Here is a 17,845-nt window from a genome sequence, read left to right on the forward strand (position 1 = left end):
CGCACTGGATCACACTCTTTTTAATCACCAGATGGAATATACGTTATTTTGTATAGAACTTTGAGTGCTAAAAAGCACATTAATTCGCGAAATGTGGTGACGCTCGTTATCATAAAGGTCTGAATTTTCCAGACATCGAACCCATGCAGCACTTCTCTAAGTCCCATATTCCATTTTTCGTGGTATTAGTCCTTTGTTTCACGCCTTGGTTGCAATCGCCTTCAGCCCTAATTCTAGGATTAATTCTCTCGCAACTCGGTTGGGTACCAACCAATGTCCCTCTTGCCAAGTGGACCAAAAAACTGCTGAGCTATTCAATTATTGGACTGGGTTTTGGTATTTCCCTTTCTGAGGCATTTAAAGCAACCTCAAGCGGGATTGGGCTTATCATTACCACTATCTTTGTTACGCTGATATTGGGAACCTGGATCGCTATCAAGATAGGCTTAGATAAAAAGACCGGCTACCTGATCTCTAGTGGCACTGCTATTTGTGGTGGTAGCGCCATTGCTGCAGTCTCTCCTGCAATCAATGCCAACGCCAATCAAACTGGCTTAGCGCTCGCGGTTGTCTTTGTTCTTAATTCTGTGGCGCTGTTCGTATTTCCTGTCATAGGCCATGCACTGAATTTAGATCAGCATACCTTTGGAGTTTGGGCGGCTATTGCTATTCACGATACCTCATCGGTAGTGGGTGCTGCAGGCGCCTATGGAGAAGAGGCTCTAAGAACGGCGACCACCCTAAAGCTCGCGAGAGCGCTATGGATCATCCCTGTTGCTCTGGGTAGTGCGTGGTACTTTGGAAAAGGAAAACAGAAGCTACAGATCCCTACCTTTATCTTTCTGTATATTGCAGCGGTAGTCGTTAGTGACCTTTTACCTCAATTTGAGACTCTGTACCACATGACCTTCTCTGTGGCTAAGCAAACACTCGTCGCCTGCTTGTTCTTGATTGGTTCCGCCATCTCATTAGAGCAAGTTAAAGAAGCAGGGCTAAAGCCCTTATTATTTGGTGTCGGATTATGGCTAGCCATTTCTATTGGCACACTAGTATGGCTGCTTTACTAAGGGGTTATCGACTCTAGCAATTTGATTTTGCTCTACAGCACCTTGTCATAGTGACTTGGTTTAACGCGAGACAGCATACGATGGCTGCTTTTTTTGCTGTTAGTGCGACCAAATTTTATCGCTATGCATAACACCAAAACAAAACCAACGGCTTCGGCAATAGAGCCTATCAGACCATTATCAGAGAGTGCGATAGCAAGGGATAAAGCCACTAGAGCCCAAAGAGCATACATAATTCATTCCATTTGGCGAAGGAAGATGCTTCCTTCGGTTCCTTGTTTACTGGAATAGAATTATGACTGCATGCGAACAGATTAAAAAATCACCTTTCGCTCTAAGTCATAACAAAATGATTTTAAGTGGTGATTACTGCCTTTTATTCAACACCCAATCGTTCAATTGAGCCCTAGAGATCTTAATCCCATGACCAAGTAATTCTTCGGGAATGGTGTAATACGCAATGGGGTGTTTAAAGCCTTGCAAGTGGGATTGACACAGCACCTGCAGTTCAGACTCCAAGCCAGTGTCTAACTTTGTTTCATTTAGTGATAGAGCAGCAACAGGTCGATGCCCAAAGACCCTATCAGCGACGGGCACAATAAACGCTTGCTGAACAAGCGAGTGTTTAAGTAATACTCGTTCTATCTCTTCACAATGCACATTCTCGCCACCGGAAATAAATTGGTTATCCGCTCGCCCAAGGATCACCAATTCATCGTTGTACCACTGCCCAAGGTCTTTAGTATCAAACCAACCGTCGACCAACTGCAGTGGATGTAACGTTCCTCTTCGCCAATAACCTGCCGCTAAGGTATCTCCGCGAACAAAAATTCGTTGCTCCTGCACTCTAACTTGTCGGTGAGGGAGTGCCTTACCTGCCGTATCAATCTCATCCACACGTTTGGCTGTTACCGTAGACGCCATCTCAGTAAGGCCATAGCCTGCCCAAGTATCGACACCACGCTCTTTAGCCAAACTGGCTAGCTGGTGCGGTATGATGGCTCCACCAAGCAAAACGCGCTCTAGTTCAATCGTTTTGTTTTCTTCTAATACTCTCAGCAATTGCGTTGGCACCATTGAGGTGTGAGTCACCCCTTCAAGCGCCAATCCTTTTCCCTGTTTCAAACGCAGGCAGCAACCACTCAGTAGCCAGCGCCATACTATGGCAAGGCCAGAAACATGGAACAGGGGCAAAGATAGAAGCCAAGTGCTACTGCGATCAAAACTAAATTCGCCTTTTAATCCACCAGCAGAAGTAAGGTGATTCTCCGCGGTATGCGCTACAGCCTTAGGTTCTCCCGTCGATCCCGAAGTGAAAATCAAGCTCGCTATATTGGATGAACGAAATTTCCCGTAGCGCTGCTGCTTCTCATTTTTAACTTCCAAGAAATCAATCACAAGAGTGTTTGCAAACTCAATAGATTGGTCTTTCACTGAGGGACAGACAAAGCTCGCCGAGCTACTTAGAATAGTACTTCGCTTGATCAATTCCGCATGGGGAAGCACAGGTACAAAAGCCACAATGATGCCGCTTTGCAATGCTGCTAGATAAACAATTAAGCACTCAAAGGAACTGTGTGCAGTGACCACCAGCAACACATCGCCACTCTCTAAGCCCTGAGAAAAAAGCTGCTTTTGAACATTGGCAACATAGCCAGACAGCTCACACCATGAATAGTCAACAGAGGCAGCTTGTAGCGCAGGTCGGTTTGGATGGATGGATTTTGTTACCCCTTCCCCATGAGGCAAATAACTCCAATGGGAAAGAGGTGAGCACTGCTCAAAAATGGACGCTAACAAAGGCTATTCCGAGCTCTGGTGCCAGACTAGGGTTTGAGAGCTAAGGCTTCTCACTGGTAATTCGCTACCAGGCCACGGCGTGTGTAGCTGTTCTTTAAACAGCTGTAAGGTATCTAAACCTGGAGTGGTCATTGGCGTAAACTGATGCGCAAAACGAGCCAACTGATCTAAGCCTAAACTTGATTCGATGCTCGAACTGATCACTGCCATTAAACCTGCAGCTTGTGCCTTTTCAATTAACTGAATGCAACGATCAATATTACCAATCAGCATCGGCTTGATCACAATGGCTTTAGCACCAGTCAAAAACTCTAGATTGAAGTCAGGGTTCATTACACCGTTTTGTAGTGTCTCATCCCAACCGATGGCAATTCCGGTTTCGATAGCAAAGGTTAGGCTATCTCCAGGAGCACGACATGGCTCTTCAATATATTGAATTCGCGAGCGCTGTGATGGCTTGATTTTTTTTGCAAAAAGCTTTGCTTTGTCCAGATCCCAAGCACGATTCGCATCAAGTCTAAGTTGTAAATCAGGGACTGATTCCAAAAACAAGCTGACCAGCATTCCATCACGTATAGGCTCATACAGACCTACTTTGATCTTCGCAACTTTATCACCTTGCATCGCATCAAGTGCCGGAATCAAGTCATCAGGATCGCCATTGCACAAGGGTGCCGCTTGATAATTGCCTTCTTCGCTCAGTAAGCCTTTCAATTCATACTCAGCCATAGATAAACCGAATGCGACAGAAGGATAGTGGCAGTTACTATTTAAAGCCTCACCTGCAATCCATTTTTCAAGTCGAGCGACCAGCTCAAAAAATGCTTGGTCCATGCTTTCATGGCTAAATCCAACTAGGGGGGCAACCTCACCACGGCCAACACGGCCATCTTCAAGTAGTTCTACAACCCAACCTTCTCGCTGAGTTAATCGTTGTTCACGCAATATAACACCGCTATCCATCTCTAACTGATAACGATATAAATTAGCTTTTCTCATAGTTATTGTTTCCTAAGCCAACATTGGTGGAAGCACCAATCGGGGGGCATCATAACGAGTCTGTGTCTCTTAGGGATAAGAGTTGAGTCAATTTTTTGGCATATTTGTTAGGTTGATCTTTATGAGCATTATGTCCTGCCCCCGAAACTACCTCATAATCAACCTTGCTAGACTCATACAACCGACAAAACTTCTCGTCATTCTCACCTGCAATATAGTAGATCTTGTGTTGTGTGCTTAGCAGCAATGGTAACAAGTAGTCTTGTTTAGCCAATGAAGTCACTGACATAACCTCAGCCAAAGCCTCACCATCGTTGCGTGTTCGCTCTTCAATCAGCCTCTTTCTTTGCACAGAAGTCAGTGAAGTAAATATGCTCTGTTGATACCAGTCATTAAGTACTTCAGTTAGGGGGTGCTCTCTAAAACGAGCGATCCAGCGATAATCGTTTTCCCAACGGGACTCTATCTCTGACTCTTGTTGCAGGCCAAAGTTTCCACCCTCGATCACAAATCCGGCAATCGAACGTTCATCGTCATCAAGTTGAACCGCCAAATGCATCAGTAACCGCGCGCCAAGTGAATACCCCACCAAGAACAATGGCGTGCCATCGTCAGGAAGGTATTGCAGTTGTGCCTTTATGTGCTCGACAAAACCCTTGAAGTTTTTAGGACGCAATTGCTTAACGCTGCCGTGTCCGGGAAGATCTAAGGCATACGCATCTACACTATCAGGAAGATACTGAACCACTGACTTCCAATCTGCACGGCTTCCCAAAAAGCCATGCACAAAGACCAGACGTGCTGTGGGAGCACTTGTTAAAGCTCTAAGAGGGAGTAAAGGTGATGAAGTACTAACAGACAAGGGCAATCAGTGCCCTTTGAAAGCAGAAACTAACGCTTTTATGTGATGGGATGCCTCATTAGGTGGAGTAACAACCTCAATCAAAAGCGAGCGAGAACCTGATGACTCAAAATCGGCAACGACTTGTTTTAACTGTTGCCAAGTTGCAGGTTGTTCATGACGCATACCAAATTGCTGCGCAGCGTGTTTGAATTGATAGCCATGAGGCATCTGGTACAGGCGCTGTTTGTAGTTCTCATCCACAGGCAGCAGATCAAAGATAGCCCCCCCGTCATTGTTCAATACCAACACAATACTGCCCTTATCCGCTATCAATGAGAGAGAGTTAAGGTCATGCAGTAATGAGGTATCGCCAATTAACGTTAGGGTTGGTTTATTTGAGCCTGCGGCCACTCCTGCACTAGTTGCAATAATGCCATCGATCCCTGACGCTCCCCTATTTGAATAGGCTTCGACATTCAAGCTATCAGACACCATATCTACCAAGCGAACACCAAGACTGTTGCCAAGGAACAGCTGATAGCCATCGGTGATCTCACAAAGCCGATGCGTGATCTCTAGTTCAGTAATATCATCACGACATAATTTACGCGTCTCAGTGGTAACCTGTTCAGAGTAGGACTTCAAGCCGTTCGCCCAGCCGTAACTTTGTGAGGAGAGCGGGCTATCGATATGCCACTTTGCTGAAAATCGCTGCATTGGTAAATAGTCTGGATTTAAAGACCCGGCCTCGTCACTAAGCAACGCATACGCCTTAAAGTCCTGTTCCATGACCTGCTGCTTCAAAAACGCCAACAATCGCTTTGAAACCAGCCTAGCACCAAACTGAATAACCGCCTCACATTGCGCCAACTGAGCCTTAGCTTCGTCATTTTGCAGCCATACGTCATAGCCTTGCCATTCAGAGCTTATACCTGACTGAGGATCGCACAATACTGGCCAGCCTAGTTGCTGTGCCAATTGCTTGACCTTCACTGACTGCTCAAATGGAAGTCGGCCAACAATAATTAGCCCTTTGCTATCTTTGTTAGCATCTAGAAACTCAGCAAAGGCGTCAGAGTGAGTATATCGTTCCTTTTTCACAAAGGTTTCACGCGAATTGAGCCAATTCAAAGGCAGAGCATCAAGCTCTGGTAACGAAGGACAACCTTCTACATAAAGAGGTTCAGGGTACGGGCAGTTGATATGCACTGGGCCGCCATTATCACGCTGAACATGCAGTGCTTCATCAAACTGTGAGAGTAACCAACGCACATTTGTAGAGACACTTGGGCTTGGAAGGTTGAGCTCTGAAACGACATGACTTGAAAATAGGCCTTGTTGGACAATGGCTTGGTTCGCGCCAACACCAACTAATTGTATTGGCCGGTCAGCTGTCATAAAAATAAGTTTTTCGCCAGTAAGATTTGCCTCAACAACCGCAGGAAGTAAGTTAGCGACTGCTGTGCCTGAGGTAACAATAACAATAACGGGTGTTTGTGTTGCCTTCGCCAAACCCAAAGCAAAGAAGCCCAAGCCACGCTCATCAAAATGAGTATGCAAAGTGAGATGGCTCTGCTCTATGGATTCAAGCGCTAGCGGTGTCGAGCGAGAGCCCGGAGCAATACACACATGCTTAGCGCCAAAGCGGGTCGCTTCCTCAAGTAGAACTGCCGACCACACTCTGTTAGTTTGTGCTTGCGATAAGCTATCAAGTGATAGCCTACTCATGAAGCCTGTTCCAATACACTTTGCTCTGTGATGAGACTTAATAGTGTCGACATTTTCTTATCCAGTTCCTGCCATTCATGTTCAGCTTGCGAGCCAGGAACGATGCCTGCCCCTGCAAACAAATGCAGATTGTCTTCTTGAACTAGCGCGCTTCGGATAGCAACGCAAAATTCTGCGCTCTGCTCGCTAATATACCCTACAGAACCACTATACCAAGCTCGTGAAAACGGCTCATGTCGCTCAATAAACTCTAAAGCAAGACGTCTAGGTAGTCCTGCGACTGCCGCAGTCGGTTGCAGGGCTTGCAGAAGCCGACCTCTATCTGCATGTTTGGTTAGCTCAGCCTGTATGTGACGTTTTAGATGCTGAACACGGCGAAGGCGCACCAAACGAGCTTCACTTTCCACCTCAATATTGGAACAAAAAGGAGCCAAGCTTTCGACGATATCATCGACCACGTACTGATTCTCTTGCAGATTCTTTTTGTCATTGATTAGCCAATTAGCCAATTGTAAGTCTTGCGCTGGATTACTGTGTCGGCCTATGGTGCCTGCTAGCGCCTCGGTTTCAATCAGTTGACCGCGGCGACTGTATAATCGCTCGGGAGTCGAACCAATAAACGAATGGCCCTCTTCAAGCTGGAATAAAAAATGAAAGCTGTGGCGGTTTTGCTTACGACTCAACGCTAATAATTCGATGCCTTGCAGTGCAGAGTCTAGTTTAATGGTACTTTGACGAGCCAAAACCACTTTTTTCAAGTCACTATTATGAATAGTCTCTAATGCCAATTCGACATTGTCATTCCATAACTCTTTATTCGGAGTATGCAGAACATCACGAACTGCCGGCAGTTGTTCAGAAAGCTGCATCAAATCGCCATTGAGGCGATAAACAGCGCGACGCACAGCATCTCTATCTTCCATCAAATTAGCGGCTAAAAACCAATCCTGCTTTCTTCTGACTAGCTCAATATGAGGTAAAAAGAAGAATGAGTTCAGGCAGCGTCCTTTCATCTCTTTATAAGGAAAGGCATACCCGCCCCAAATTCTCTGGCCCTGATTGAGTACCGAATAAGCAGGGTTGATCTCGTTAAAGGTTCTAGCCTGACCCAAGGCAACCACTTCTTCGGTGGTATCACGAGACTGCCAATAAAATTTTGGGTACAAAGATTGGTTTCCCATCCATGGCAGGACAGAATCAGCACTCAATTCTTCGATGGCCACCTCTACACGGCAGACATCGCTAGGCGCGGATTCAACTTGTTGGGCGAGTTGTTTAATAGCATTTGCAAGATGAGACAATGTGACCTCTAACTCTCTATTTTCTCTTAAGATTTACCCTGTTCGTGCGCATACTCTAGGGCGACTGATTAGCCAAATCAAGCAGGACAACTACAATTGTAGAGCAAACATAAATTTAAGCTCTGAAATGGGCGTAACTCAATGGTTTGGGTACAGATTTTTCTACTCAAAATTACCAATTTGGTGTAATTTGACACTATTAACATCGATAAACTCTAAGGGTTAACAATGAAAAATATCGAGATGTCATCAAAACTCGATAATGTATGCTACGACATTCGTGGTCCCGTACTCAAACATGCTAAACGCATGGAAGAAGAAGGGCATAAAATTCTTAAACTAAATATCGGCAACCCTGCCCCATTTGGTTTTGATACCCCTGATGAAATTCTAGTCGATGTACTGAGAAACCTACCAACCTCTCAGGGATACTGTGACTCTAAAGGTATTTACTCTGCTCGTAAGGCTGTGGTTCAGTATTATCAGAAAAAAGGGTTGCGTTCATTAGACGTTGAAGATGTTTACATGGGTAATGGCGTCTCCGAGTTGATCGTGATGGCGATGCAAGCCCTGCTAAATAATGGCGACGAATTACTGGTACCTGCGCCTGATTATCCTTTGTGGTCAGCAGCAGTTTCATTATCGGGTGGTAACCCAGTTCATTACCTATGTGATGAGCAATCTGATTGGTTCCCTGATATCGCCGATATCAAGTCGAAGATCACCCCGAAAACGCGCGGACTGGTTCTTATCAATCCTAATAACCCGACCGGAGCGGTCTACAGTCGCGATCTATTACTGCAAATCATTGAGGTCGCTCGCGAGCACAACCTCATTATTTTTGCCGACGAAATCTACGACAAAATTCTTTACGATGGAGCCACTCACACCTCAATTGCCACTCTGGCAGACGACGTAGTGATGGTCACCTTCAATGGTCTTTCGAAAGCATACCGTATTTGTGGTTTCCGCAGTGGCTGGATGTTCATTACGGGCCCACAACACCTCGCAAAAGGCTATATCGATGGCTTAGATATGCTGTCATCCATGCGACTGTGTGCCAACGTACCCATGCAACATGCAGTGCAAACCGCTTTAGGTGGATACCAAAGTATCAACGAGTTGATATTGCCAGGCGGACGACTGTTGGAGCAACGAGATAAAGCATTTGACATGATCACCTCAATTCCGGGAGTGTCATGTGTAAAACCAAAAGGTGCACTGTATCTGTTCCCTAAGCTAGATCCTAAGATCTACAAAATTCATGATGACCAAAAAATGGTGCTAGACTTTTTGAAACAAGAGAAAGTGCTATTAGTTCAGGGATCAGGGTTTAACTGGCCTAAGCCTGACCACTTTAGGATTGTGACCTTGCCACATATCGAAGACCTCGAAGTGGCGATAGGACGCTTCGAGCGCTTCATCACTCAGTACACACAATAACTTACGTTAAAGAGGCCTAGTGCCTCTTTTTTTGTCTTATACCAATCACAGTAAGTAAGTGTCAGAAATAGCGCAAGGAAAACGCCGTTATCAAGTATAACGGCCAGCTAGGCTGAACAGTTATTTACTACGATTGGTATTACTACAAGGTTGATTAGCATGCACAAAGAAAGCCACTTTTTTGCCCATTTAGCTAGAATGAAGCTTATTCAGCGCTGGCCATTGATGCGTTCTGTTTCCAAGGAAAACATCTCAGAACACAGCCTTCAAGTCGCATTTGTTGCGCATGCACTTGCCATCATCAAAAACAAAAAATTCGATGGTAATGTCAATCCAGAACGTATTGCAGTACTGGGTATGTATCACGACAGTAGTGAGGTTCTCACAGGTGATCTCCCTACCCCGGTGAAATACTACAACCCCTATATCGCTAAAGAGTACAAAAAGATTGAGGCTGCAGCGGAAGAGAAGCTTCTGTCTATGGTTCCAGAAGAGCTAATGGAAGACTTTAAGCCGTTTCTTATTAGCGGGGAGGCCACTGACGAGGAACACTCGTTGGTGAAGCAAGCTGACTGCATTTGCGCCTATCTAAAGTGTCTGGAAGAACTCTCTGCTGGGAACCATGAATTTGCAGCAGCCAAGCGACGTCTAGAGCAAACACTGCAAGAGAGAGATTCTCCGGAAATGTGTTATTTCTTGAAAACCTTCTCGGCGAGCTTCGAGCTAACCCTTGATGAGATCAGTTAATCCAACAAAGTAGTTGAATCACATGGAAGTAGAAAGCCTCTGGCAACAGCGTATAAACGAAGAGCATAAAGCACGGCTCAATGATCACAGAGACCCATTTCAAAGAGACAGGGCAAGAGTGCTGCATTCTGCCGCCTTTAGGCGCTTACAAGCCAAAACTCAAATCCATGGCACGGGTAGCAATGACTTTCATCGCACCCGACTGACACACTCTCTAGAAGCGGCACAAATTGGCTCGGGGATTCTGGCTCAATTGCAATCAAAGCACCCTGAGCTTCTTTCGATACTTCCCACTACCAGCTTGATTGAAACGTTGTGCCTTGCCCATGACATTGGCCATCCCCCGTATGGGCACGGCGGTGAAGTGGCGCTCAATTATATGATGCGTGAACACGGCGGATTTGAAGGCAATGCGCAAACCTTCAGAATCGTCAGCCAGCTTGAACCCTATACTCAGCACCATGGCATGAACCTGTGCCGACGCACTTTACTCGGGCTTCTCAAATACCCATCACTACTGAGCAAAGTAGAGCGCGATTCGATACCCGATGGTATAGATAACCCAAGACAGCTTAAGGCGAGTCGCTGGACACCTGCGAAGGGGGTGTTTGATATTGATAACACCTATTTTGACTGGGTCCTACAAGGGTTACCCTCACAGGACATCGAACCATTCTGTAGCCTTAAAGTACATACTGGTAATCGATATGCCACCAAGAAGACCCGCTTCAAATCCCTAGATTGTTCCATCATGGAGCTCGCCGATGACATTGCTTATGGCGTGCATGATCTCGAAGATGCGATTGTTTTAGGCTTAGTCTCTAAACAGCAATGGCTTGAATCTGCAGCCAGCAAGCTAGCCGATTGCGGCCACCCTTGGATGGAGGCTGAGATAAATCGTTTGAGCGAGCAGTTATTTTCCGGGGAGCATTACCTGCGCAAAGATGCCATTGGCAGTATCGTCAATGCCTTACTGACCAGCGCTGAAATCACTGAGGTGACAGACTGTGAATTTAGCCACCCTCTTATTCAGTTAAACGCTACCCTTCACGCTCCGATGCTTGATGTATTGGACGTATTTAAAGGGTTCGTCAGTCACTATGTCATTCAAGCCACTGAGGTTCAGCTAATTGAATACAAGGGGCAGCAAGTGGTTATCGACTTGTTTGAAGCACTGAGTGGCGATCCAGAAAGACTGCTTCCAGAGGCAACCAAAAACAAATGGAAGTTAGCGAGAGATCAACAAGACCAAGGCTTTAGGGTCATCTGTGACTATATTTCAGCCATGACCGACGGTTATGCACAAAAGATGCACTCCAAGATGTTTGCAAGCTAGCGCTGTTGATCAACGATTGCGGCCGCCAAAGTATTTCTCATAAGAGCCTTCAGGTAATTGAGAGATCTGAAACTCTACCATTTTATCGAAGGCATTAATTAAGGGCTTAGCATCACAGGCATCCATTAAAGTAAGGGCATGATAAGCCGCCTCAACAGTAGATAACGCATTCTCTTTTGGCGCTTTACGTATGGTGTAGCGCCCTTTTAATTCCGTCGGTAAATGGACCTGCTGCAGCGAATGGAGATTGCTTGATAATTGGTACATCTTGAACGCTTTTTTCCAAGTTCCATCAATCAGAAATAAACGGGTGTTACTATAATTAGGTAGAGTCGAAAACACACACTCTAATTCCACAGATTCCTGAGTAGGAAATAGAATTAGATTGAGCGTATTTGGCTCAGATAACCATTGATTGACCAAAGGGTGAGTCGAAAAGTCCTCTCCAACTAAAAGATGGCTTGGTGAAACACTCAACTCTATAATTTTAGCGGTACCTTTCGCTTGATTCACCTCACTAGGGTGCTGCAGAATAACCACCTCAATAGAGCTTTCAACAGCCTGAACCCATTGACACAAACAGGCTTTCTTGGCGCGGCCACACCTTTCACAGTATCGGGACATAGTTACGTGTACAAATTCCTCATTGCCTTCAGCTTACTATTAGCGACGTTTATGATTCCAACGCTATCAATCGCACTGCGTTGGGAGCACGATCTTATCGCAACACACCAATGGTGGCGACTATTAACAGGAAACTTTACCCATACTAATGCGTATCACCTACTGATGAATCTCGCCGGACTGTGGATTATTAGCTACTTATTTCATGCTCGATGGAAAAAGTTGATTGTCTATATCGCCCTTATCTCCGTTATTATCGGCGTTGGACTGCTGTTTACTCAGACACAAATCTATTATGGTTTATCGGGAGTACTGCACGGACTGTTTGCCCTTTACGCCTATCAAGAGATCTCGAGAGGAAAGCGTAGCAGTTGGTTCTTATTGGCGGGATTAGGGTTGAAGTTACTGGCTGAAAATAGCGGATTAATTACTTTATCTACCGCTGAGCTTATCAATGCAAGGGTCTCTACCGAATCACACCTGATTGGCTCCTTATCCGGGCTAGCAATCGCGCTACTAGCCCGTAAGCTGTTGAAGCATTAAATCGTTATCTAGCTCTTTCTCTTTTATTACAATCGGATACGGGCTCGATTTTTGTCTACCGTCGCCTGCCCTATTCCTTTCACTTGCTGCAGTTCATCCGCATGCTTAAACTCACCATGAACCTCGCGATAGGCCACGATTTGCTTTGCCTTGGTTTCTCCTACCCCAAGCAACAGTGTCGCAAGCTCATCGCTAGAGGCAGTATTGATATTGACTTCAATCTCAATACCTTCGTATTTATCGCCCTTCATTTGGTCTGCTGCATACCCCATAACCGGTACTAGCATTAAAACCGTAATAAGCCATAAACGTTTAATCATTGATAGTCCCATTCCTATTTCCTTCCCTTAAGTAAGTTAGATACAAACGTGCCCTACTCAAGCTAGAAAAGAGACCTTATAGATGAAATGAACACCAGCAGAAACTAGAACGGGCCGCTAAAAGCGGCCCGTTCTATACTGCAAATGCGGCGGTAATATTACTGCGCATCTCCAGAGATGTAGTACTCGATATCAGTCGTGTTACGCAGCGTCTGTACTAGACCCATAAGATCTTGTTGTACATGTCCTGTTTGCAACTGTTCACTGATTTGAGCGTTGAACTGATCGTCAATCTCACTAACAACTTTGTTTAGCTCAATAATAACGATATTGCCTGTAGCGTCGATTGATTTCGCGTAGTGCAGGTTACCTTCGCTAGGGCGAGGCATAGCAAACACGGTGCGAGACAGATCTGAGCCACGGTCAACGCTTTGTACTTCACTGAAGTTCAAGTTGTTGTCTGCAAGCAGAGCATCATCGCCAGCTTCAAGTGCATCAACAACTTGAGTAGCAAGTTCGTTAGCTTGATTGCGGCCTTCCACTTGTTGAAGCTGCTCTTTAACTTGAGCTGCTACTTCTTCGTACGGTAGTACCGTTTGAGGACGAGAGTCTTCGATACGAACAACAATAATGTGCTCAGGGTCAACTTCAACAACCGCTGAGTTCAGGCCATCTTCGCTAACTTCAGGCGTTTGCAGCTCTTGCATAACCGCAGGAGATCTCAACACCTCTGGCGCATCTGCAACAGAAACGAAATCTGTAGTGATCACCTTCTGACCAACAGCTTCTGCTGCATCATCCAGTGAGTCTGGGTATTCAAACGCTACTGTTTCTAGTGTGTTTTGTAGTGCATAGAAACGGTCCACAGCTTGCTGCTCTGCAACTTCTGTCTTAATTTCTGTTGCTACTTCAGCAAACGGCTTAGCTTGAGCGGCTTTAAGGTCGTCTAGCTTGATGATGTGGTAGCCAAAATCAGACTTAACCACGTCGGTGTAATCGCCAGTATTTTGAAGGGCAAATGCTGCGTCTTCAAATGCCGGATCCATCACGCCTTTTTCAACCCAGCCTAGTGCACCACCTTCTTCAGCAGAACCAAAGTCTTCAGAGCTGTCTTTCGCTACTTGAGCAAAGTCGGCACCCGCTTTTAGTTCAGCCAATAGCTCATCGGCTTTTGCTTCATCTTGAACTAGAATGTGGCTCAGGCTACGTTGCTCTTGAGTAGAGTAACGGTCGATGTTTTGCTCGTAGAAATCTTTAGCTTCTTCATCCGTCACCGCATCACTCTGATTCATTTTCTCAGCAGATAGCTCAACGTATGAAACCTTAAACTGCTGCGGGCGAGTGAAGCGCTCAGGGTTGTTGTTGTAGAAGTCTTGAAGCTGCTCATCCGTTAGTTCAACACTCTTCGCCATTTCATTAGGGTCAATAGTGATGGTACGAATATCGCGTTTTTGAGTCAGTAGCATTGATGCTTGAGCCACTTCTTGTGGAAGCACAAATTCACTTTGCTCGATAGCACCTAGGATTTGCTGACGAACAAGGTCGCTACGAAGGTACTCTGCGAAGCTTTCTGCGTTGTAACCGCCGCGACGTAGAGATGCCTGGTAAATCTCTTGATCAAACTGACCATTGCTTTGGAACTGAGGCATGCTTAGAAGCACGTCACGAACCTGCTGGTCGCTGATACGAAGGCCCATTGATTCAGCGTACTGCTCAAGCAATACCTGGTTAACCATTTGATCCAGCACACGCTGACGGAACGACTGCACAAACGCAGGGTCGCCTAGTTGGCTAGTAAAATAATCGCCCATTTGTTGCTGAGCACGATTGCGCTCATTCTGGTAAGCCATTTCAAATTCGGCGCGAGAAACTTCAGCATTTCCCACTTTAGCAGCAGTACTGTTACCACCACCCAAATAGCCACTTACGCCGGTAAAAACGAAAGAGAGAATGATCAGACCTAGAATGATCTTAACTGCGATGCTATTTACGCCTTCGCGTAATCTTTCCATCATAATAGTGTGAAACTCCGAAGTGCGGCCTGTATTGAACTCAGGCTCTAAAAATCATTCTCTCGATGATATCAGAAAAAGAAATGCGCACCAGTAGGATGCGCATAAATACAAGGTTTGATAACGATAATTTGTTATCTGATGTGACTTGAGAGCAATTTATTAGTTAACTGCGTCTTTAAGTGCTTTACCTGGCTTGAATGCAGGTACTTTAGCTTCTGCAATTTGAATTTCTTCACCAGTTTTTGGATTGCGACCGGTGCGAGCAGCACGAGTACGGACACTGAATGTACCAAAGCCTACTAGAGCCACTTGATCGCCACCTTGCAGAGAGTCGCTGATTGATTCAACCACTGCATCTAGAGCACGACCAGCAGAAGCTTTAGAAAGATCTGCGTTATCCGCGATTTTTTCGATAAGTTGAGTTTTATTCACTATATATTCCCCTATTACTACCTGAGTGAAAGTTTAGGTAGGTCAATTCCATTGTTTTTATGAATCTAGCTTGTAACCCTGATGGTAAAAGGGCTACAGCCTCATTAGTTAAAGTAGCGCCCAATAAAAAAGCTGACAAGTTTTTTGTACTCATCAGCTTAATTTACGTACTATTATTTGCGACTTATCACTCTTTTACCCTTCTACGGACACTCCGCTTGGGTCATTCTGCAGAGCAACGGTCAGTACTTCGTCAATCCATTGTACTGGTTTTACCACCAAATCTTTCTTAACGTTTTCAGGGATTTCTTCCAGATCACGCTCGTTATCTTTAGGGATTAGAACCGTTTTGATGCCACCGCGATGCGCAGCTAGCAGTTTCTCTTTCAAACCACCGATAGGCAGAACTTCACCACGCAAAGTGATTTCACCTGTCATGGCAACGTCTGCTCTTACAGGGTTACCCGTTAAACTGGAAACCAACGCCGTGCACATAGCTGTACCAGCACTTGGACCATCTTTAGGTGTAGCACCTTCAGGAACATGAACGTGAATATCGCGCTTTTCATAGAAATCTGGGTTGATACCCAGCTTTTCTGCACGACTTCTCACTACCGTCATTGCAGCTTGGATAGACTCTTGCATAACATCACCCAGAGAACCGGTTTGTGTTAGCTTGCCTTTACCCACCATAGACTCAGTTTCGATGGTAAGTAGATCACCACCCACTTCAGTCCATGCAAGACCCGTCACCTGACCAATACGGTTGCTGTCGTCAGCTTTACCATAGTCGAAGCGCTGTACACCCAAGTACTCTTTCAAGTTGTCTTGGTTCACTACTACTTTCTTCAACGAGCTATCAAGCAGGATATTCTTCACTGCTTTACGGCAAATCTTCGAGATCTCGCGCTCAAGGCTACGAACGCCAGCTTCACGAGTGTAGTAACGGATAATGCCGATAATGGCAGAGTCTTCAACTTCTATCTCATTCGGTTTCAAACCATTGCGCTTGATCTGTTTATCAAGCAAGTGGTTCTTCGCAATGTTCAGCTTCTCATCTTCCGTATAACCCGATAAGCGGATCACTTCCATACGATCGAGCAATGGACCAGGGATATTCATTGAGTTAGACGTTGCAACAAACATCACATCAGACAGGTCATAATCAACCTCTAGGTAGTGATCGTTGAAGGCGTTGTTTTGCTCAGGATCCAGTACTTCCAACAGAGCCGATGATGGATCGCCACGCATATCCGAAGACATCTTATCGATCTCATCAAGCAAGAACAGAGGGTTCTTTACTCCAACTTTCGACATCTTTTGAATAAGCTTACCCGGCATAGAGCCAATGTAAGTACGACGATGCCCGCGAATCTCCGCTTCATCACGTACGCCACCCAGTGCCATACGCGTATATTTACGACCCGTTGCCGCAGCAATAGATTGACCTAGAGAGGTTTTACCCACACCAGGAGGACCAACAAGACATAGGATTGGTCCTTTCAGCTTGTTGATACGGTTTTGTACCGCCAAATACTCTAGGATACGCTCTTTAACGCGCTCTAAGCCGTAGTGATCGGCATTAAGTACTTCTTCGGCTTTCGCTAGGTTTTTCTTCACCTTAGAGCGCTTAGCCCACGGTACACCTACCATCCAGTCGATATAGCTACGCACCACTGTCGCTTCCGCTGACATTGGTGACATCATCTTCAATTTTTGCAGCTCTTGCTCAGTTTTTTCACGAGCATCTGTAGGCATCTTAGATTCTTCAATCTTCGCCTTCAGTGTTTCAAACTCATCTGGCGCATCATCCATGTCGCCGAGCTCTTTCTGAATCGCTTTCATTTGCTCATTCAGGTAGTACTCGCGCTGGGATTTTTCCATCTGCTTTTTAACGCGACCACGAATGCGTTTTTCAACCTGCAGGATGTCAATCTCTGACTCCATGCTGCCCATCAAGAACTCAAGACGCTCGTTGACGTCAATGATTTCAAGTACTCGCTGCTTCTCAGCAAGTTTAAGAGGCATATGAGCGGCAATTGAATCGGCAAGACGCGGTGCATCATCGATACCGTTCAGGGAGGTTAATACCTCTGGCGGGATCTTCTTATTCAATTTGATAAAGCCTTCGAACTGGTTCAACGCACTGCGTACAACCACTTCTTCTTCTTTATCGTCCATAACCGGCGTGGTTAAGAACTCCGCGTCCGCGATAAAGAACTCGTCTTCACGAACAGAGTGAATTTGCGCACGTTGCTGACCTTCAACCAGCACCTTAACAGTACCATCTGGCAATTTGAGAAGCTGTAGAATAGTGGCGACTGTACCTACTTGGAATAAGTCATCTTTGGTCGGCTCTTCAGTGTCCGCTTCTTTTTGGGCAACAAGCAATACTTGCTTGTCATTATCCATCGCAGACTGAAGGCAGTTGATCGACTTTTCGCGACCAACAAACAGAGGAATGACCATATGTGGGTAAACGACCACATCTCGTAATGGTAGAACGGGTATTTCAATACGCTCGGAACGCTCCAAGTTCATAGTTCTCTCTCTTCCGTTTTCGGCTTATGGTCTTTATATAAGGTCACTTTAAATAGAATCAATACTTGTAACAATAAGAATCAGCTAACTTACTCAAATAGTGTT

At 45.5% G+C, this 17,845-nt stretch carries 16 protein-coding genes; 5 read left to right on the forward strand and 11 right to left on the reverse strand.

Annotation, left to right across the window (positions count from 1 at the left end; translation table 11 throughout):
* The first annotated feature begins 143 nt into the window (after positions 1–143).
* Complete coding sequence (locus tag OCU46_RS10190) at positions 144–1,067, forward strand: YeiH family protein (protein ID WP_141272522.1); 924 nt, start codon at positions 144–146, stop codon at positions 1,065–1,067.
* A 32-nt stretch (positions 1,068–1,099) separates the two neighbouring features.
* Here OCU46_RS10190 and OCU46_RS10195 read toward each other — a convergent pair whose 3' ends face one another.
* The 6 genes from OCU46_RS10195 to OCU46_RS10220 all read right to left on the reverse strand — a co-directional run bounded on the left by OCU46_RS10195 (position 1,100) and on the right by OCU46_RS10220 (position 7,739).
* On the reverse strand, positions 1,100–1,300 hold the full coding sequence (locus tag OCU46_RS10195) for a hypothetical protein (protein ID WP_141272520.1): 201 nt from the start codon (positions 1,298–1,300) through the stop codon (positions 1,100–1,102).
* Positions 1,301–1,433: 133 nt separating this feature from the next.
* Entirely contained in the window at positions 1,434–2,867 is a 1,434-nt protein-coding gene (gene menE / locus OCU46_RS10200; RefSeq protein ID WP_141272518.1) for an o-succinylbenzoate--CoA ligase, read from the reverse strand.
* A gap of 3 nt (positions 2,868–2,870) precedes the next feature.
* Positions 2,871–3,866: an o-succinylbenzoate synthase gene (gene menC, locus OCU46_RS10205; RefSeq protein WP_141272516.1), complete on the reverse strand. Its 996-nt coding sequence runs from the start codon at positions 3,864–3,866 to the stop codon at positions 2,871–2,873.
* Between the two features lie 49 nt (positions 3,867–3,915).
* Positions 3,916–4,728, reverse strand: a complete 813-nt coding sequence (gene menH, locus OCU46_RS10210) for a 2-succinyl-6-hydroxy-2,4-cyclohexadiene-1-carboxylate synthase (RefSeq protein WP_244311445.1) — start codon at positions 4,726–4,728, stop codon at positions 3,916–3,918.
* Positions 4,729–4,734: 6 nt separating this feature from the next.
* Positions 4,735–6,438, reverse strand: a complete 1,704-nt coding sequence (gene menD, locus OCU46_RS10215; RefSeq protein WP_141272512.1) for a 2-succinyl-5-enolpyruvyl-6-hydroxy-3-cyclohexene-1-carboxylic-acid synthase — start codon at positions 6,436–6,438, stop codon at positions 4,735–4,737.
* Entirely contained in the window at positions 6,435–7,739 is a 1,305-nt protein-coding gene (locus tag OCU46_RS10220) for an isochorismate synthase (RefSeq protein ID WP_141272510.1), read from the reverse strand. The genes menD and OCU46_RS10220 overlap by 4 nt, the downstream gene beginning before the upstream one ends.
* A 228-nt stretch (positions 7,740–7,967) precedes the next feature.
* Between OCU46_RS10220 and OCU46_RS10225 the strand changes: the two genes are divergently transcribed.
* The 3 genes from OCU46_RS10225 to OCU46_RS10235 all read left to right on the forward strand — a co-directional run bounded on the left by OCU46_RS10225 (position 7,968) and on the right by OCU46_RS10235 (position 11,265).
* Positions 7,968–9,182 (forward strand): pyridoxal phosphate-dependent aminotransferase, encoded by a 1,215-nt coding sequence (locus OCU46_RS10225; protein ID WP_141272508.1) that lies wholly within the window; start codon positions 7,968–7,970, stop codon positions 9,180–9,182.
* 159 nt (positions 9,183–9,341) lie between these two features.
* Positions 9,342–9,929 (forward strand): 5'-deoxynucleotidase, encoded by a 588-nt coding sequence (yfbR, locus tag OCU46_RS10230; protein ID WP_141272506.1) that lies wholly within the window; start codon positions 9,342–9,344, stop codon positions 9,927–9,929.
* Positions 9,930–9,951: 22 nt separating this feature from the next.
* A complete protein-coding gene (locus tag OCU46_RS10235) occupies positions 9,952–11,265 on the forward strand; it encodes an anti-phage deoxyguanosine triphosphatase (protein ID WP_141272504.1) in 1,314 nt (437 codons plus the stop codon).
* Positions 11,266–11,274: 9 nt separating this feature from the next.
* Here OCU46_RS10235 and OCU46_RS10240 read toward each other — a convergent pair whose 3' ends face one another.
* Positions 11,275–11,889 (reverse strand): tRNA-uridine aminocarboxypropyltransferase, encoded by a 615-nt coding sequence (locus OCU46_RS10240; protein ID WP_141272502.1) that lies wholly within the window; start codon positions 11,887–11,889, stop codon positions 11,275–11,277.
* Positions 11,890–11,895: 6 nt separating this feature from the next.
* Between OCU46_RS10240 and rrtA the strand changes: the two genes are divergently transcribed.
* On the forward strand, positions 11,896–12,432 hold the full coding sequence (gene rrtA, locus OCU46_RS10245) for a rhombosortase (RefSeq protein ID WP_244311444.1): 537 nt from the start codon (positions 11,896–11,898) through the stop codon (positions 12,430–12,432).
* A 26-nt stretch (positions 12,433–12,458) separates the two neighbouring features.
* Here the strand turns inward: rrtA and OCU46_RS10250 are convergent, their stop codons facing one another.
* From OCU46_RS10250 to lon, 4 genes are all read right to left on the reverse strand, one after another.
* The gene (locus tag OCU46_RS10250; protein ID WP_141272500.1) at positions 12,459–12,764 is read right to left on the reverse strand and encodes a ComEA family DNA-binding protein; all 306 of its coding nucleotides are present in this window, start codon (positions 12,762–12,764) and stop codon (positions 12,459–12,461) included.
* 146 nt (positions 12,765–12,910) lie between these two features.
* Positions 12,911–14,767 carry a peptidylprolyl isomerase gene (ppiD, locus tag OCU46_RS10255; RefSeq protein WP_141272498.1) on the reverse strand — a complete coding sequence of 619 codons (1,857 nt, stop codon included), beginning with the start codon at positions 14,765–14,767 and terminating at the stop codon, positions 12,911–12,913.
* A gap of 159 nt (positions 14,768–14,926) precedes the next feature.
* Positions 14,927–15,199: an HU family DNA-binding protein gene (locus OCU46_RS10260; protein ID WP_017027464.1), complete on the reverse strand. Its 273-nt coding sequence runs from the start codon at positions 15,197–15,199 to the stop codon at positions 14,927–14,929.
* Between the two features lie 195 nt (positions 15,200–15,394).
* Entirely contained in the window at positions 15,395–17,740 is a 2,346-nt protein-coding gene (gene lon, locus OCU46_RS10265; RefSeq protein ID WP_141272496.1) for an endopeptidase La, read from the reverse strand.
* Positions 17,741–17,845 lie beyond the last annotated feature (105 nt).

This window comes from Vibrio comitans (assembly GCA_024346835.1).
GTDB classification, from domain to species: Bacteria; Pseudomonadota; Gammaproteobacteria; order Enterobacterales; family Vibrionaceae; genus Vibrio; species Vibrio comitans.